Source organism: Microbacterium sp. MMO-10, from assembly GCF_037148715.1.
Classification (GTDB): Bacteria; Actinomycetota; Actinomycetes; order Actinomycetales; family Microbacteriaceae; genus Microbacterium.
This window is the reverse complement of the sequence record NZ_JBBCSV010000001.1, coordinates 486,572-500,415: the sequence shown is the minus strand read 5'-3', so window position 1 is coordinate 500,415 and position 13,844 is coordinate 486,572. Positions and strand designations below refer to the sequence as shown.

The 13,844-nt window shown below is 72.5% G+C and carries 12 protein-coding genes; 8 read left to right on the top strand and 4 right to left on the bottom strand.

Annotation, left to right across the window (positions count from 1 at the left end; genetic code table 11):
• Window positions 1-53: 53 nt before the first annotated feature.
• The gene (locus tag WFJ17_RS02360) at window positions 54-1,805 is read left to right on the top strand and encodes a sensor histidine kinase (RefSeq protein WP_336647585.1); all 1,752 of its coding nucleotides are present in this window, start codon (window positions 54-56) and stop codon (window positions 1,803-1,805) included.
• Between the two features lie 27 nt (window positions 1,806-1,832).
• Here WFJ17_RS02360 and WFJ17_RS02355 read toward each other — a convergent pair whose 3' ends face one another.
• Together WFJ17_RS02355 and WFJ17_RS02350 are read right to left on the bottom strand one after the other, a co-directional pair.
• Window positions 1,833-2,486 (bottom strand): response regulator transcription factor, encoded by a 654-nt coding sequence (locus tag WFJ17_RS02355; RefSeq protein WP_251443422.1) that lies wholly within the window; start codon window positions 2,484-2,486, stop codon window positions 1,833-1,835.
• A gap of 111 nt (window positions 2,487-2,597) precedes the next feature.
• Window positions 2,598-3,659, bottom strand: coding sequence for a hypothetical protein (locus tag WFJ17_RS02350; protein ID WP_251443419.1), 1,062 nt, complete (start codon window positions 3,657-3,659; stop codon window positions 2,598-2,600).
• Window positions 3,660-3,886: 227 nt separating this feature from the next.
• Here WFJ17_RS02350 and WFJ17_RS02345 point away from each other — a divergent pair, with 227 nt between their 5' ends.
• The 5 genes from WFJ17_RS02345 (at window position 3,887) to WFJ17_RS02325 (ending at window position 8,925) form a co-directional block, all read left to right on the top strand.
• Complete coding sequence (locus WFJ17_RS02345; RefSeq protein ID WP_336647584.1) at window positions 3,887-4,459, top strand: hypothetical protein; 573 nt, start codon at window positions 3,887-3,889, stop codon at window positions 4,457-4,459.
• Window positions 4,456-5,733: a sensor histidine kinase gene (locus WFJ17_RS02340; protein WP_336647583.1), complete on the top strand. Its 1,278-nt coding sequence runs from the start codon at window positions 4,456-4,458 to the stop codon at window positions 5,731-5,733. Before WFJ17_RS02345 ends, WFJ17_RS02340 begins: the two co-directional genes overlap by 4 nt.
• Complete coding sequence (locus WFJ17_RS02335) at window positions 5,730-6,434, top strand: response regulator transcription factor (protein ID WP_251443409.1); 705 nt, start codon at window positions 5,730-5,732, stop codon at window positions 6,432-6,434. The genes WFJ17_RS02340 and WFJ17_RS02335 overlap by 4 nt, the downstream gene beginning before the upstream one ends.
• Window positions 6,435-6,548: 114 nt before the next feature.
• Entirely contained in the window at window positions 6,549-7,829 is a 1,281-nt protein-coding gene (locus WFJ17_RS02330) for a serine hydrolase domain-containing protein (RefSeq protein WP_285814171.1), read from the top strand.
• Window positions 7,830-7,908: 79 nt separating this feature from the next.
• Entirely contained in the window at window positions 7,909-8,925 is a 1,017-nt protein-coding gene (locus WFJ17_RS02325; protein WP_251443404.1) for a magnesium and cobalt transport protein CorA, read from the top strand.
• A 121-nt stretch (window positions 8,926-9,046) separates the two neighbouring features.
• Here the strand turns inward: WFJ17_RS02325 and WFJ17_RS02320 are convergent, their stop codons facing one another.
• On the bottom strand, window positions 9,047-10,087 hold the full coding sequence (locus WFJ17_RS02320) for a YeiH family protein (protein WP_336647582.1): 1,041 nt from the start codon (window positions 10,085-10,087) through the stop codon (window positions 9,047-9,049).
• An 81-nt stretch (window positions 10,088-10,168) separates the two neighbouring features.
• Here WFJ17_RS02320 and WFJ17_RS02315 point away from each other — a divergent pair, with 81 nt between their 5' ends.
• On the top strand, window positions 10,169-11,125 hold the full coding sequence (locus WFJ17_RS02315) for a LysR family transcriptional regulator (protein ID WP_336647786.1): 957 nt from the start codon (window positions 10,169-10,171) through the stop codon (window positions 11,123-11,125).
• Window positions 11,126-11,147: 22 nt separating this feature from the next.
• Window positions 11,148-12,446: a cation:proton antiporter domain-containing protein gene (locus tag WFJ17_RS02310; protein WP_251443397.1), complete on the top strand. Its 1,299-nt coding sequence runs from the start codon at window positions 11,148-11,150 to the stop codon at window positions 12,444-12,446.
• A gap of 48 nt (window positions 12,447-12,494) precedes the next feature.
• On the opposite strand, the gene WFJ17_RS02305 is transcribed toward WFJ17_RS02310, so the two are convergent.
• Window positions 12,495-13,811, bottom strand: coding sequence for an alpha/beta hydrolase (locus WFJ17_RS02305; protein ID WP_251443394.1), 1,317 nt, complete (start codon window positions 13,809-13,811; stop codon window positions 12,495-12,497).
• Window positions 13,812-13,844 lie beyond the last annotated feature (33 nt).

Genomic DNA, 13,844 nt, shown 5'->3' with positions numbered 1-13,844 from the left:
GCCCGTTCCGACCGCCTGTTCCGCCCGTGGACGGGTGCTGGGATCCTGTACCCATGACACGGCTCAGCGGTGCTCCGGGCGGGCGCGTCCCGGCGGCGGGAGGACCGGGCCTGCGTGACGCCCTGATCGGCATCGGGATCCTGATGGCCGCGCTCTGCCTCGTCGAGCTCGCCGTCCCCTCGTCGTCGCGGGGTTTCGGGGGGTCGCTCCTCGACGGCGCCCTGGTCGCCGTCTACACCGTGACCGGCCTGCTCGCCTGGTCGCGCCGCCCGCACAACCGCGTCGGGCGGCTGATGTTGCTGACCGCGCTGGCGCTGTGGGCGTCGCGCACGCAGGACGACGTCCTCCCGGCCCTGCACGTCCTCGGCACGCTGACGTCCAGCCTGCCGCTGGCGCTGCTGCTGCACCTGCTGCTCGCCTTCCCCTCCGGGCGGCTGCCGAGCCGCGCCGCGCGCGCGGTCGTGACGGTCGCGTACCTCGTCTCCGTGGCGCCGCAGATCGTCGTGGTGCTGCGGCCTGCGGTGACCGAGGTCGCCTGGACGCTGCAGGCGGCCGTGGGCATCGGCACCCTCGTCGTCACCGTGGTGCTGTGCGGCCGCGGGCTGGCGCGGATGCCCGCGCTGCCGCGGCGTCAGCTGCTGCCGTTCGTCGGTTACGGGTGCGCGGCGCTCGCCGTGATCGCGGCGACCGTCGTGGTCCTGCACCTCGACCCCCGCGTCGGAGCTCAGCAAGCGGCCGACGTGGTGCAATCGGTGATGCTCGGCGGCCTGCCGATCGCCTTCCTCGTGGGGCTGACGTTCGGGGCGTTCGGCCGCGCGGGCGAGGTCGCCGAGGCCGCGGCGGGCATCGCGGCGGCATCCGTGGAGCCGGCGCTGCTCGACACCCTCGCGGCACGGGCGCTCGGCGACCCCGGCGCCCGCGTGCTCTGGGCCTCAGGTGCGGATGAAGCGGGATCCTCCCGCTTCGTCGACAGCGGCGGACGCCCGGTCGTGGTGCTCCCCGAGCGCGGCTGGTGGCCGATCGGCCCGCCGGAGGCGTCCACCGGCGCGCTCCTTTACGACCCCGCGCTGATCGCGGATCGGAACCTGGTCGCGACCGTCGCGGCGCCGCTCGGCGTCGCGATGGACAAGCAGCGGTTGATCGTCGAGCTGCGCTCCGCGGTGCAGCGGCTCGAGGTTGCGGCGGAGGAGCTGCAGACCTCCCGGCGGCGGATCGTCGTCGCGGCCGACGCCGAGCGCCGCCGCATCGCCCAGGACCTCCACGACGGCGCCCAGCAGCGGATCGTCCTCGTCGGCATCGACGTGCAGCGGCTGGCCCGGCAGGCGGACGACCCCTCGTACGTCCGGTCCGAGGCCGCGCGGATCGCCGAGCACTGCGGATCCCTCCTCGACGAGCTGCGCGGTCTCGTCGACGGGCTCCTGCCGAGCCGGCTGCAGGACCACGGTCTGGAGGCCGCGATCGCGACCCTGGCGGACCGGATCCGGATCCCGGTGCGGATCGAGATCGACTCCCCGCTCGGCCGGCTGGACGCCGAGGTCGAGTCGACGGGCTACTTCGTGATCGCGGAGGCGCTCACGAACGCGGTGAAGCACGCCGGAGCACGGCAGATCGCGGTCGCCGTGGCCCTGCGCGACGGCCGGCTGCAGATCGCGGTGAGCGACGACGGCAGGGGCGCGGCCGGGGCGGTCCCGGGATTCGGGATGCGCAGCCTCCGGGATCGGGTGGAGCCGCTGGGCGGGACGGTGGCGCTGGAGTCCGCACCGGGCGGCGGGACGACGCTGCGGGCGCAGGTGCCGCTGGGATAGTGCGAGCGATGCGGAGATGCCGCCCGCTCACCGGTCCAGATAGCGCATGACGGCCAGGACGCGGCGGTGGTCGTCGGGATCCGGCGGCAGGTCGAGCGAGACGAAGATGAGCGCGATGCTGCGCGCGACGGCCTTCTCGGTCACGAAGAGCTCGCGCGCGATGCGGGCGTTGCTGTAGCCCTGCGCCATCAGCTGCAGCACCTCGAGGCGCCGCGGCGTGAGCCGGGCGATGCCGCCGTCGGTGTGATCGCGCACTTCCCGGCGCACCATCGAGGAGATGACGTCGGAGTCGATGCTCGAACCGCCGGCGGCGACCCGCTGCACGGACTCGAGGAAGTCGTCGAGGTCGAGGATGCGCCGCTTGAGCAGATAGCCGATCCCGGCGGCGCCGTCGGCCAGCAGCTCCATCGCACCGGTGGCGTCGACGTACTGGGAGAGCACGATGACCGCCGTCCCCGGAAGCTCCTGGCGGATCCGGCGGGCGGCGCGCAGGCCGTCGTCGGTGAAGTCCGGCGGCATCCGGATGTCGGTGAGGACGAGGTCGGGGCGGTGGGCCCGCGCCTTGCCGAGCAGATCGTCCGCGTCGCCCGCGGTCGCGACGATCTCGTGCCCCTCGTCCGTGAGGATCCGGGAGATGCCCTCCCGCAGCAGGACCTCGTCCTCGGCGATGACGACGCGCATGCCTGCTCCTGACTGACGGGTGGGGATCCGGGGCGGTGACCCGACAGTACCCGAGCGGAACCGCCGCCCACACCCCTCGGTGCGGACGGCGGTCCGGATCCCTCTCCTTCGTCAGCCGGCCGGGACGATCGGCTTGATGTCGACGATCTTGGGCAGGCTGGCCTTCTCCTGGTCGGTCAGAGGGCGCTCGGCGCTGTCGTACAGCACGTCGGCGTCCGCCCGAGGGATGTCGAAGTGCACGCCGGCCAGCTTCCAGGTGGTCTTGCCGAGCTTGACCGTGAAGTCGCCCGTCACCCGCTCGGTCAGCACCCGCGACCACATGTTGAAGTTCTTGTAGGCGCCCACCTCGTACGACTGGACCTTGGTCTCCTCCTTGGTGCTGGACCAGGAGCCGCCGTACTTGTGGGTGAGTCCCGCCTCCAGGATCCCGTTGATGGTCAGCTTCGCCGACCCGGTGGTCTCGACGGACGAGGTCGTGCCGGCCGCGACCTTGGTGGTGACGCTCCCCTCACGGGCCTTGTCGGTGTTGTTCGCGCCCCCGGCGACCAGCCGGACCTGAGGCGTGCCCTCCTCCTTCGTGACGGGCAGGAACGTGCACGACGCCAGGCCCGAGACGCAGGTCTGGTTGAGCAGCTCGGCCTGTCGCTGGGCATCCGAGGCCGGCACCGTGATCTCGGAGAAGTCCTTCTCCGAGATCGTCAGCTGTCCGCTCAGCCCCTGATTGTGGACGGTGAACGCGTCGCCGGCGTCCGTGCGGATGCTCGTGCCGCTTACGGCGTCCACGACGAGCGTGACCTGGAAGGCGGAGATCCGCTCGGAACCGTTGCCGAGGGCCTCGCGGTAGTTGAACGTGAGCGTCGTCTCGCCGCGCTTGAGGAGGTAGTAGACCTTCTCGTAGTGGTAGGACTGCCCCGGCGCGATCTTCGTGCCGGTCGGCGCGTAGCCGTCCCGGTCGCCCGCGCCGTCGATCCCCTGCAGCTCCAGGGTGTGCTTGGTCGTGTTGACGATGTCGAACCCGCGGGTGACGTCGGCCGAGGCCGCTGCGGCGCGCGGCGTCGCAGCCGACGCGGGCGCCGCCGTGGCCACTCCGATGGCGACCGATCCGAGCACCGTCGTGGCGATCAGGCCGGTGCCGAGCAGCCGGCGAGTGGTCTTCTTCGTGGTGGTGTCCATGGTGTTCCTTCTGTTCTCTCGCCCCTGAGGGGATGTCGTCGCCTCCCGTCCGGAAGCTCTTCTCATACGCTAGAAACCGGCGGTCTCGCGGCCGATGGGCGTGCCACCACAGCGATGTGGTGCAGGCACCACATCGTGGGGCAGGGTGTGGATCTCCACCCGTCCACCCGCGGATCTCCACCCCTGGGCGGTGCCCGCGGAAGGCGGATCCGGGGAGCATCGAAGACATGAACCTCTCGATCGTCTCGAACGTCCTGCTGATCCTCCTCGCCGTCGGCTTCGTCGCCGTGCGGCAGATGACGTGGCGCCCCGTGCTCGGCGCGCGCGACTGGATGCTGCCCGGGATCATCGCGGTGATCGGGGCGGTGCTGTCGCTGCAGACCCTGAGCGGGCAGGTGATCGGAGTCATGGACGTGATCGCCCTCGTGGTCGAGCTCGTCGTGGCCTTCGCCCTCGGCACCGCCATGGGTGCGATGGCGCACATCCGCCGCATCGCCCGTCCCGCCGGCTACCAGCCCGCCGCAGGGCTCTCCGACCGGGCCGCCGCGCAGGCCGCCGCCGAGTTCGAGACCCGCACCGGACCGTGGGGGCTCGCCCTCTGGGTCGTGCTCATCGGCGTCCGAGTCGGCCTCATGTTCGCCTTCGAGCAGCTGGGCTCGCACATCGGCGTCGCGACCGGGCTCATCCTCATCGTGCTCGCCGCGAACCGTGCGGCCCGGGTGGTCGTGCTGCACCGCCGGGTGGACGCGCTGCGCCGCACGAGCGCGCCGAGCGGATCCGCGCGCATCATTGTTCCGTGACCCGAATCCCGCTGCGCATCCAGCCCATGACGGGCTGGAGCGCCGCCGTCAACACCGCGGGCCTGCTCGGCGTCGGCTGGGTGCTCTGGCGCGTCGCGCCGGAGACCGCACCCTGGGTGGTCTGGCTGTTCGGCGCCGGACTCGTGGCGTGGGCCGTGCGCATGGCGCTCGCGGTGCGGATCGGCGCGACCGGCGGTGACCCGGCGGCGCAGTCCGGCCCGGGAGCCGCGCCGGACGGGCGGACCGCCGGGCGCAGCAGAGTGCCGGCCGGCGTCGCCCCCGCACTCCTGGTGGTGATGGGCCTCGCCGGCTCGCTCACCGCGGTGCCGACCCAGGGGCTCGGCACCGCTCTGCTCGTCGTGACGGTGATCCTGCTCACGAGCGACGCCGCGGTGGGCCCCGGCACGTGGATCACGGCGGCGGTCCTGGGGGCGCTGGGCGTGGCTTCGGGGGCGCTGCTCACCGCGGCGGGGTACGCGGGCACGGTGACCGCTTCGGCGCTCGGTCTGCTCACCATCCTCGCGGCCCTCGCGCTCGCGGTCGTCGTGGGCCTGGGGCGGCGCGCCCAGCGCGTGCTGCTCGCCGAGCGGGAGCGCGCGAACGCCGAGGCGGTGCGGGCACAGGCCACAGCGCATCGCGTCGCGATCGCCCGGGATCTGCACGACGTGCTCGCGCACAGCCTGGGCGGCCTGGTCGTTCAGCTCGACGCGGCCGAGGCGCTGCTCGAGGCGGGCGACGCGGAGCGCGCGGCGGCACGGGTGGCGGCGGCGCGGCGCCTCGCCGTCTCCGGCCTGGACGAGGCGCGCGAGGCCGTCCGCACTCTGCGCGGACCGGAGCAGGACGACACCGAGGCGCCGGTGCCCGCGGTGGCTCCCGTCGAGCTCGCTCGTCGCCTCGACGCGCTGCTCGACCCGGAGGACGCGGCCGGCGCCCGCCTCACCGAGACCGGCGCCTCGCGTCCGGTGCCCGCGGCGCTCGCCGACGCACTGGTGCGCGCCGTGCAGGAGGGGCTGAGCAATGCGCGCAAGCACGCGCCGGGGCGCGCCGTGCGGATAGCACTGGTCTGGCATCCTGACCGGGTGGAGTGCACCATCGACAACGCGGTCACCGGCGGCAGGCAGGACGACGGGGCGCTCGCGGCGACCGGCGGCGGCTTCGGCCTGCCCGGCGTGCGGGAGCGGTTCGGGGAGGTGGGAGGCACCGTGCGCGCGGGCGTCGTGACCCTGGACGACGGGGGAGACGTCTTCCGGCTCCGCGTGGAGGCCCCCGCATGAGCGCCCGGATCCGGATCGTGCTCGCCGACGACCAGGCGATCATCCGCGACGGGCTGGAGACCGTGCTGGGCCTGGTCGACGACTTCGAGGTGGTCGGCACCGCCGCAGACGGCGCCGAGGCCGTCGCGCTCGTCGCGGCGACCCGGCCCGACGTCGCGCTCATGGACCTGCGCATGCCGGTGCTGGACGGCGCCGCCGCGACCCGGCGGGTGACGGCGGAGACCCCGGGGACCGCGGTGCTGGTGCTGACGACCTTCGCCGACGACGCCGACATCGTCGCGGCGCTCCAGGCGGGCGCCCGGGGCTACCTCACCAAGGACGCGGGCAGGGCCGAGCTCGCCGCCGCCATCCGCGCCGTCGCCGCGGGTCAGAGCACGTTCTCCGCTCCGGTGCGCGACGTGCTCCTGGGGCGCATCGGCGCTGCGGGCGCCGCGGGCGCCTCGGCGGCCGAGCTCTCCGGATCCGTCCCCGATCCGGTCTCGGAGGAGGCGCTGGCGGAGCGCTTCCCCGCTCTCACCGGCCGCGAGCGCGAGGTCTACGCGCTCGTGCTGCAGGGACGTTCGAACGCCGAGATCGCCGCCGCGCTCTTCGTCGGCGTCGCGACCGTGAAGACGCACATCAACGCGCTGTTCGCCAAGCTCGGCGTGCGCGATCGGGCGCAGGCGATCGCGCACGGACTCGGCACCACCGCGGAGAGGTGATCGGTCGGATCCCCGGGTGATCACGATCCGGATCCGAAGCGCGGGATCATCCGGAGGGATGACGTCTGCGCAGAGGAGCGCCGTCTACAATCGTGGGGGATGTCAGGGGGGCGAATGGGTCGGAACATCAGTCGGCGGGTGGGTGCGCTGATCACAGGGGCCGTCGCGGCGGCGCTCGTGCTGAGCGGCTGCTCCGGCGATGTCGCGACCCCGGCGTTCACCCCGAAGACGCAGACCGAGGGGGATCTGCCCTCCGACATGAGGGACCAGCTCAAGGGCGCCGTCGAGCGCGCGATGGCGGCGAGCGGCTCGAGCGGGGCGATCCTGGGCGTGTGGGCGCCGTGGAGCGGCTCCTATGTCACGGGCCTCGGCACGGTCTCGGCCGAGGACAAGGATCCGGTCAGCGCCGACATGTCGTTCCGCATCGGCGACGTCACCCGGCTGATGACCTGCGACGTGCTGTACGCGCTCGCCGATCGCGGCACGGTCAAGCTCGACGCGAGCATCACCGAGTACGTGTCCGGCGTGCCCGACCTGCAGGACGTCACGCTGCTCGACCTCTGCAACGGCACCGGCGGCATCGGCTCGTCCGAGGCCACCGCCATGCCGATGTGGCTGAACAATCCCGACCGGCAGTGGGAGCCGAAGGAACTGGCGTCCTACGGCCTCGCGCAGAACCGCACCCCGCCGCACACCGGCTACCGCGACTCCGACGCCGGGTTCCTGCTGCTCGGGCAGGCGCTGGAGCGCGCCACCGGTCAGACGGCCGCGCAGCTCATCCACGAGTACGTGGCCGCGCCCCTGGGCCTGAACGCGACGTCGCTGCCCGGCCCGCAGGCGGCCGCCCCGTCGCCCTCGCCGGCGCTCAAGGGGTCGTTCCTCCCGCAGGTCGACGGCGCGCTGCAGTGCGCCAAGCCCACCGACATCACGGTCAGCTCGTCGAGCAACGGGTACACGGATTCGGGCGTGGTGTCCACGGTCGCCGATCTCGGCCGGTACATGCAGGCGGAGGCGGCGCAGGCGCTGCGCGTGAAGAAGACGCCCCAGCGCTTCGGATCCCCGCTGCCCGTCGCCGACGGCGCGCCGAGCTGGTACAAGGCCACCGGGGGCGCGTACCTCGTCGGCTCCATGATCGGCCAGCACGGCGGCACGCCCGGGTACCTCACCGGGGCCTACTCCGACCCGACGACCGGCTTCACGGTCGTCGTGGTGCTCAACGACTCGACCGTCGGATCCGCCTTCATCGGCGACCTCGCCTTCGAACTCGCCGCGATCGCCTCCAAGGCGCCCGCGGGAAAGGGCGGCAAAGCCCCCGAGTTCGCACTGCCGTTCACCGCGGAGGACTACGCTAAGGCGGTCGACAGCCTGGCCGTCTGCCCGCTCCCGCAGGGCTGACCGGGTTCGTTCGACGCCTCCCCGTGCTCCTACGGCTCCCGCAGCCGGACGAAGCACTGCACGACCGCGAGGAGCGAGCATGGCCATCGTCGACAACGGCATCTATGTGGACGGCGTCCGCACCGACACCCCGCACACGCTGGACGAGACCTTCGAGCTCATGCATGCCCGCGGCGGCATGGGCTGGATCGGCCTGTACCGGCCCAGCGAGGACGAGGTGCGCCAGGTCGCGGCGGAGTTCGGCCTGCACGAGCTCGCCGTCGAGGACGCCCTCACCGGTCATCAGCGCTCCAAGCTCGAGCGCTACGGGGAGACCCTGTTCATCGTGCTGCGGCCCGCGCGGTACCTCGACGCCACGGAGGAGGTCGAGTTCGGCGAGCTGCACGTGTTCGTCGGGCCCAACTTCGTGGTGACCATCCGGCACGCGGAGACGCCGAGCCTCACCCGCGTGCGCGGACGCATGGAGCACGCTCCGGAGCTGCTCGCGGGCGGCCCCGAGGCGGTGCTGTACGCGATCCTCGACGAACTCGTCGACGAATACACCCCGGTGCTCAACGGCCTGGAGAACGACATCGACGAGATCGAGGCGCAGCTTTTCCTCGACGACTCGGACGTCACGCAGCGCATCTACGAGCTGTCGAGCGAGGTCATCGACTTCCAGAAGGCGACCCAGCCGCTGCAGCCGATGCTGGAGGCGCTGCTGCGCGGATCCGCGAAGTACTCCGTCGATCTCGAGCTGCAGCGCTATCTGCGCGACGTGCTCGACCACATCCTGACCCTGTCGGAGCGGGTGTCGACGTTCCGGGCGAACCTCGACAACGCGCTCACGGTGGAGGCGACGATCGTCGCCCGGCGGCAGAACGAGGAGATGCGCCGGATGACCGAGGAGAGCATCCGTCAGGGCGAGGAGGTGAAGAAGATCTCCAGCTGGGCGGCCATCTTCTTCGCCCCCACCATCGTCGCCGGCATCTACGGCATGAACTTCGAGGTGATGCCCGAGCTGAAGTGGGCCGCCGGGTACCCCATGGCGATCGGCCTGATGGTCGGCGGGGCCTTCGTGCTGTACCTGGTGTTCAAGAAGCGCGGCTGGCTCTGACCGGATCCGGAACCCTGGCGGTCTGACCCTCGTTCAGGTCGCACTATCTGCTCTGAAACCCGCGCGGGAAGAGCAGAAATCGCGACCTGAACCACGGCAGGACCGACCTCACCGGGGGCGGTCAGCGCCCGGCGCCGGTCAGGGAGATCACCGCGAGGGCGGTCGCGGTGACGAGGATCCAGAGGATCGCACCGAGCACGAGCGGTCGCCAGCCGGCGCGGCGCAGCGCTGCCGCATCCGTGGACAACCCGATGCCGGCCATGGCGGTGGCGATGAGGAATCCGCTGGCGTGCACCATCGCCTCACGCGGGCCCGCCGGGATCGCCCCGAGGGATCCGAGCACCGCGACGACCAGGAAGCCCACGAGGAACCACGGCACCAGGCCGATCACGCCGCGCAGCGTCATCCGCCGGCCGTCGGCGGCCCTGCGCGACTCGATCACGGACAGCCCCACCGAGATCGGGATGATCATCAGCGTGCGCACCAGCTTCACCACGACCGCGAAACCCAGCGCCGCGGCGCCGAAGACGCTCGCCGTCGCGACCACGCTGCTCGTGTCGTTCACCGCGGTGCCGGCCAGCAGCCCGAAGGTGTGCGGATCCAGCCCGAGTGCGTGGCCGAGCAGGGGGAAGAGCACGACGGCGAGGATGTTGAACACGAAGATCGTCGACACCGCGTAGGACACCTCGGCGCTGAGAGCGCCGATGACCGGGGCGACGGCGGCGATCGCCGAGGCGCCGCAGATCCCCGTGCCCACCCCGATCAGGGTGCGCAGCCGCGGCGCGACGTGCAGCGCCCGACCGATCAGCCACGCGGCGAGGAGGCACACGACGAGGGTGGACAGCATCACGGGCAGCGACTCCGCGCCGACCCGCAGGATCGCCTCGAGCGAGAGCTGAGCGCCCAGCAGCACCACGGCCACCTGCAGCAGGAACTTCCCCGAGTACTCCACCCCGGGCGCGAACCGCGCTCCGGGGCGTCGGATCACGGCGACGACCACTCCGATCACGATCGCGGGGAGGGCCGAGCCGAGCACGGGCACCGCGGCGCCGATGAGGGTGGCGGCGATGGCGATCGGCACGGTGAGCGCCAGCCCCGGCAGCACCTCGACCCCGCGCAGGGCGAGACGGGCCGGAAGGGTGCGGGCGGGGCGGAACATCATGGATCCAGGCTCGTCCGCCTGCGCCTTCCGCGGTATCCGGCTAGGCTCGATAGGGGTACAGGCAGAGGCTGTGGGGTGACGATGACGGACGGATCGATGCCGGACCTCGGCTCGCTCGAACTGCTGGTCGCCGTCGTGCGCACCGGATCCATCTCGGCCGCCGCGCGCGAGACCGGCGTGACCCAGCAGTCCGCCTCCACGCGTCTGCGCGCCGTGGAGCGCCAGCTCGGACTGTCATTGTTCCACCGCGCCCCGTCCGGGACCCGTCCGACCCTGGAGGGCGAGGTCGTCGCCTCCTGGGCCGACGACGTGCTCGCCGCGGCCGCGCGTTTCCGCACGGCGACCCGCACGCTGCGCGGCGAGAGCGCCGCCCGGCTCACGGTCGCCGCGAGTCAGACGGTGTCGGCGCGGCTGCTGCCGCTCTGGCTCGTGGCGCTGCGCCGGAACCAGGTCGCCGCGGGGCGGACGCCGACGGCCGTGCAACTCCTCTCCGGCAACAGCACCGATGCGGAGGCGCTCGTGCGCGACGGGCACGCCGACCTCGCGTTCATCGAGTCGAGCGAGGTGCCGTCCGACCTCGGCGCCACCACGGTCGACAGCGACGAGCTCGTCCTCGTGGTCGCGCCGGAGCACCCGTGGAGCGGCCAGGGCCCCGTCGCCTTCGAGAAGGCCGCCGCGGAGCCGCTCGTGGCCCGCGAGCAGGGCAGCGGCACCCGGCGCGCGTGGGAGGACGAGGTGCGACGGCGGCTCGGCCGCGACGCCGCGGAGCCGGCGGTGGTGCTGCCGACCTCCGCGGCCGTGCGCTCGGCCGTCGCCGACGGGCTGGGGGCCGCTGTCCTGAGCCGCAGGGAGGCGGCGGACGACATCCGCCTCGGCCGGCTGCGCGCCGTGCGCACGACCGGCGAGCCGGTGGTCCGGCCGATCACCGCCCTCTGGCGAGGCGGAGCGCGGGATCTGCCGATGGCAGGGCGGGAGCTGATCGACGTCGCCGTGCAGACGGCCCGGGAGCAGGCGCGCCCGGGCCGCGGTACTCTCTGATCGTCGCCACGGAAGGAACCGGATGCCCCCGCTCGTGCTCTTCGGTCTCACCGCCGTGCTGCTGTGGTCGATCGTGTCCCATCGCTTCGAGCGGTGGGGCGTGGCGGGACCGGCGATGCTGCTCGTGCTGGGGGCCGCCACCACGGTGTGGGACCTGCCGACCTACGCGGCCGCCCTGGACGCCCCGATCACCGAGAAGATCGTCGAGGTCATCCTGTCGATCCTCCTCTTCGCCGACGCGACCGAGGTGCGCGGCGGCATCTTCGGCGGTGAGGGCAGGGTGACCGCGCGCCTCGTGCTCATCGCGCTGCCGCTGTCGCTCATCCTCACCGCCATCGCCGGAGCCTTCCTCCTCCCCGAGGCGCTGGTGGCCGCCGTGGTCATCGCCTGCGTGATCATGCCGACCGATTTCGCCCCGGCGACGCGCCTGCTGCGCAGCAGGCTGCTGCCGGAGCGCATCAGGGCGATCCTGAACGTGGAGAGCGGCTACAACGACGGCCTGGTCTCCCCGATCTTCGGCATGGCGCTGCCCATCGCCGTCGTCATCGCCCCGCTCGTCGAGAAGATGGTCGCGACCGGATCCGACACGGTCACCGTGGACGACAAGGATCTCGGTCACAGCGCCGAGAAGTTCGCGGAGGCGTTCGTCAACGCGGTGCCCGCGACGGTCACGGCGATCGTGATCGGCGTCGTGCTGGGCGGCGTCATCGGCCTGGCGCTCCGGGCGGCCCGCAGTCGGGGCATCGCGAACGAGGGCGGCGCGCGCTACGCCATGCTGCTGCTCCCGCTCATCGCCTACGCCATCGCGACGATCCCGGCGATCGAGGCCAACGGCTTCGTGGCGGCGTTCGTCGCGGGCCTCATCTACCGCGTCGCGCGCACGCGCGGCATGCAGGAGCGGGTGATCCCGCATTCCGAGCTGCTGCTGGTCGAAGAGGTCGGCACCCTCACGGCGAACTTCGTCTGGTTCATGCTCGGCGGGGCCGCCCTCGTCGCCTTCACGTCGTCGTTCGACTGGCGGATCCTGGTGCTCGCCCTCCTCGCGCTCACCCTGCTGCGGCTCGGGCCGGTGTACCTGTCGCTCCTGGGCAGCTCCGTCAGCCGCGGCGATCGAGTGCGCATCGGGCTGCTCGGACCGCGCGGCACGGCCTCCGTCGTCTTCGGCCTGCTCGCGTACAACGCCTTCGAGACCGACAGCGTCGAGGCCGACGCGGTGCTGCTGGTCATGGTCGTCACCGTCGTCGGCAGCATCCTGCTGCACGGCGTCGCGGCGCCGTTCGCGCTGCGGGCGCTCGAGAAGCGGCGCGTGGCCCAGGGCTGAGCGGGCGCACGGCCCCGAGGTCACCGGCCCTCGACGCCCGGCGACGGGTCACGGGGCGGAGAGCCCGAGGTGCCGGTACAGCAGGGCCATGGCGAACGGGATGCCGCCGTCGAGGGCGTCGGCCACGTGCCCGGCGCCCGGTACCTCGTGGAACGTCGTGGTGAAGCCCGCCTCCTCCGCGAGCCGGGCGTTGCGCTTCGCACCGGGGAGGAAGCCCGGATCCGCTCCGCCGACGGTGAACACCGCGAGATGGCCGGCGAACCGTCCCCGGTTCTCCGCGATCCCCGCCTCGGGCCGGAGGGCGTCGAAGGCCGCCTCGTCCCCGCCGAAGAGCTTCTTGATCGCCCCGGCACGCCATTCCACGCCGGGGTACTCGTCCGGCGAGATGCTGACCACGTTGCCCCAGATGTCGGGATGGCGGGTGGCCCACGTGAAGGCGCAGGCGCCCCCGTTGGAGTAGCCCATGATCGTCCAGTCCCGGTGGTCGAGGCTGACGTTCAGGTTCTTCGTCGCGAAGGCGGGGATGTCGACGTTGAAATAGGCGGGGACATCGCCGTAGGCGGCCGTCTTCGCGCAGACCGGGTCCGGGCCCGTGTCCAGCTCGCCCCCGGGCCCGAGCTGATCCGCGACGATGACGATGGGCGCGAGGCCCTTGTTCTTCGCGGCGAGGTCGTCCAGGGCCTTCGCGATGAACGTGGCGTTCGGGGATCCCGGATGGCCCATCATCATGACGATCAGGGGGAGTCGCGGCGGGTTGGCCGTGCGCGCGGCGGGCGGCAGGTAGAGGAGCGCGTCGCGGGGGGTGAACCCGCCGGTCGACGCGATCGCGTGGGTGCCGCTGAGCACCGCGGTCTCGCCGGTCTTGGGCATGTCGGCCGGCGGGCTCCAGGTCTTGTACAGCGGTCCGCTCGACGACTCGGTCGGGACGGGCTCGGGCAGCACGTCGATCTTGTCGTCGGAGGCGATGCCGAGCACGGAGCCGACGGTGGTGTTGATGCCGAAGGCGGCGTTGACGCCGAGCGCCGTCGAGAGCAGGGCGAGGAGCACGAGCAGCGCCGCGACGATCTTGCGCCACACTCCGCGCTCCCACAGCGAGACGATGCCGAGGAGGATCGCGGCGAACCCTCCGGGGATCCAGAACCCGCAGGCGAACGGCAGGGCGGGGCCGAAGAGGTGGGTCGCGTTCACGAAGGTCACGAGCGCGACGCCCAGCCCGATCCCGACAGCCGCCGCGATCACGATCCGCCACAGCCAGGACGGCGTGGGACGCCGGACGAGCAGGAGGATCGCGGCGAGGATCGTCACCCCCCAGACGGTGAGCGGGAGGGGGCCGTCGATGACGTTCAGCTTGAAGAACCAGGTCATCGCGGCTCCAGTCCAGGGCGGCGTCATCACGGG

What these genes read in the sequence shown, in the direction of transcription:
- WFJ17_RS02320 (WP_336647582.1), bottom strand. Translation starts at nt 10,087, where the DNA reads ATGATGTTCCGCCCCGCCCGCACCCTTCCGGCCCGTCTCGCCCTGCGC.
- WFJ17_RS02355 (WP_251443422.1), bottom strand. Translation starts at nt 2,486, where the DNA reads ATGCGCGTCGTCATCGCCGAGGACGAGGTCCTGCTGCGGGAGGGCATC.
- WFJ17_RS02330 (WP_285814171.1), top strand. Translation starts at nt 6,549, where the DNA reads ATGGGTCGGAACATCAGTCGGCGGGTGGGTGCGCTGATCACAGGGGCC.
- WFJ17_RS02335 (WP_251443409.1), top strand. Translation starts at nt 5,730, where the DNA reads ATGAGCGCCCGGATCCGGATCGTGCTCGCCGACGACCAGGCGATCATC.
- WFJ17_RS02360 (WP_336647585.1), top strand. Translation starts at nt 54, where the DNA reads ATGACACGGCTCAGCGGTGCTCCGGGCGGGCGCGTCCCGGCGGCGGGA.
- WFJ17_RS02305 (WP_251443394.1), bottom strand. Translation starts at nt 13,811, where the DNA reads ATGACCTGGTTCTTCAAGCTGAACGTCATCGACGGCCCCCTCCCGCTC.
- WFJ17_RS02325 (WP_251443404.1), top strand. Translation starts at nt 7,909, where the DNA reads ATGGCCATCGTCGACAACGGCATCTATGTGGACGGCGTCCGCACCGAC.
- WFJ17_RS02310 (WP_251443397.1), top strand. Translation starts at nt 11,148, where the DNA reads ATGCCCCCGCTCGTGCTCTTCGGTCTCACCGCCGTGCTGCTGTGGTCG.
- WFJ17_RS02315 (WP_336647786.1), top strand. Translation starts at nt 10,169, where the DNA reads ATGACGGACGGATCGATGCCGGACCTCGGCTCGCTCGAACTGCTGGTC.
- WFJ17_RS02350 (WP_251443419.1), bottom strand. Translation starts at nt 3,659, where the DNA reads ATGGACACCACCACGAAGAAGACCACTCGCCGGCTGCTCGGCACCGGC.
- WFJ17_RS02345 (WP_336647584.1), top strand. Translation starts at nt 3,887, where the DNA reads ATGAACCTCTCGATCGTCTCGAACGTCCTGCTGATCCTCCTCGCCGTC.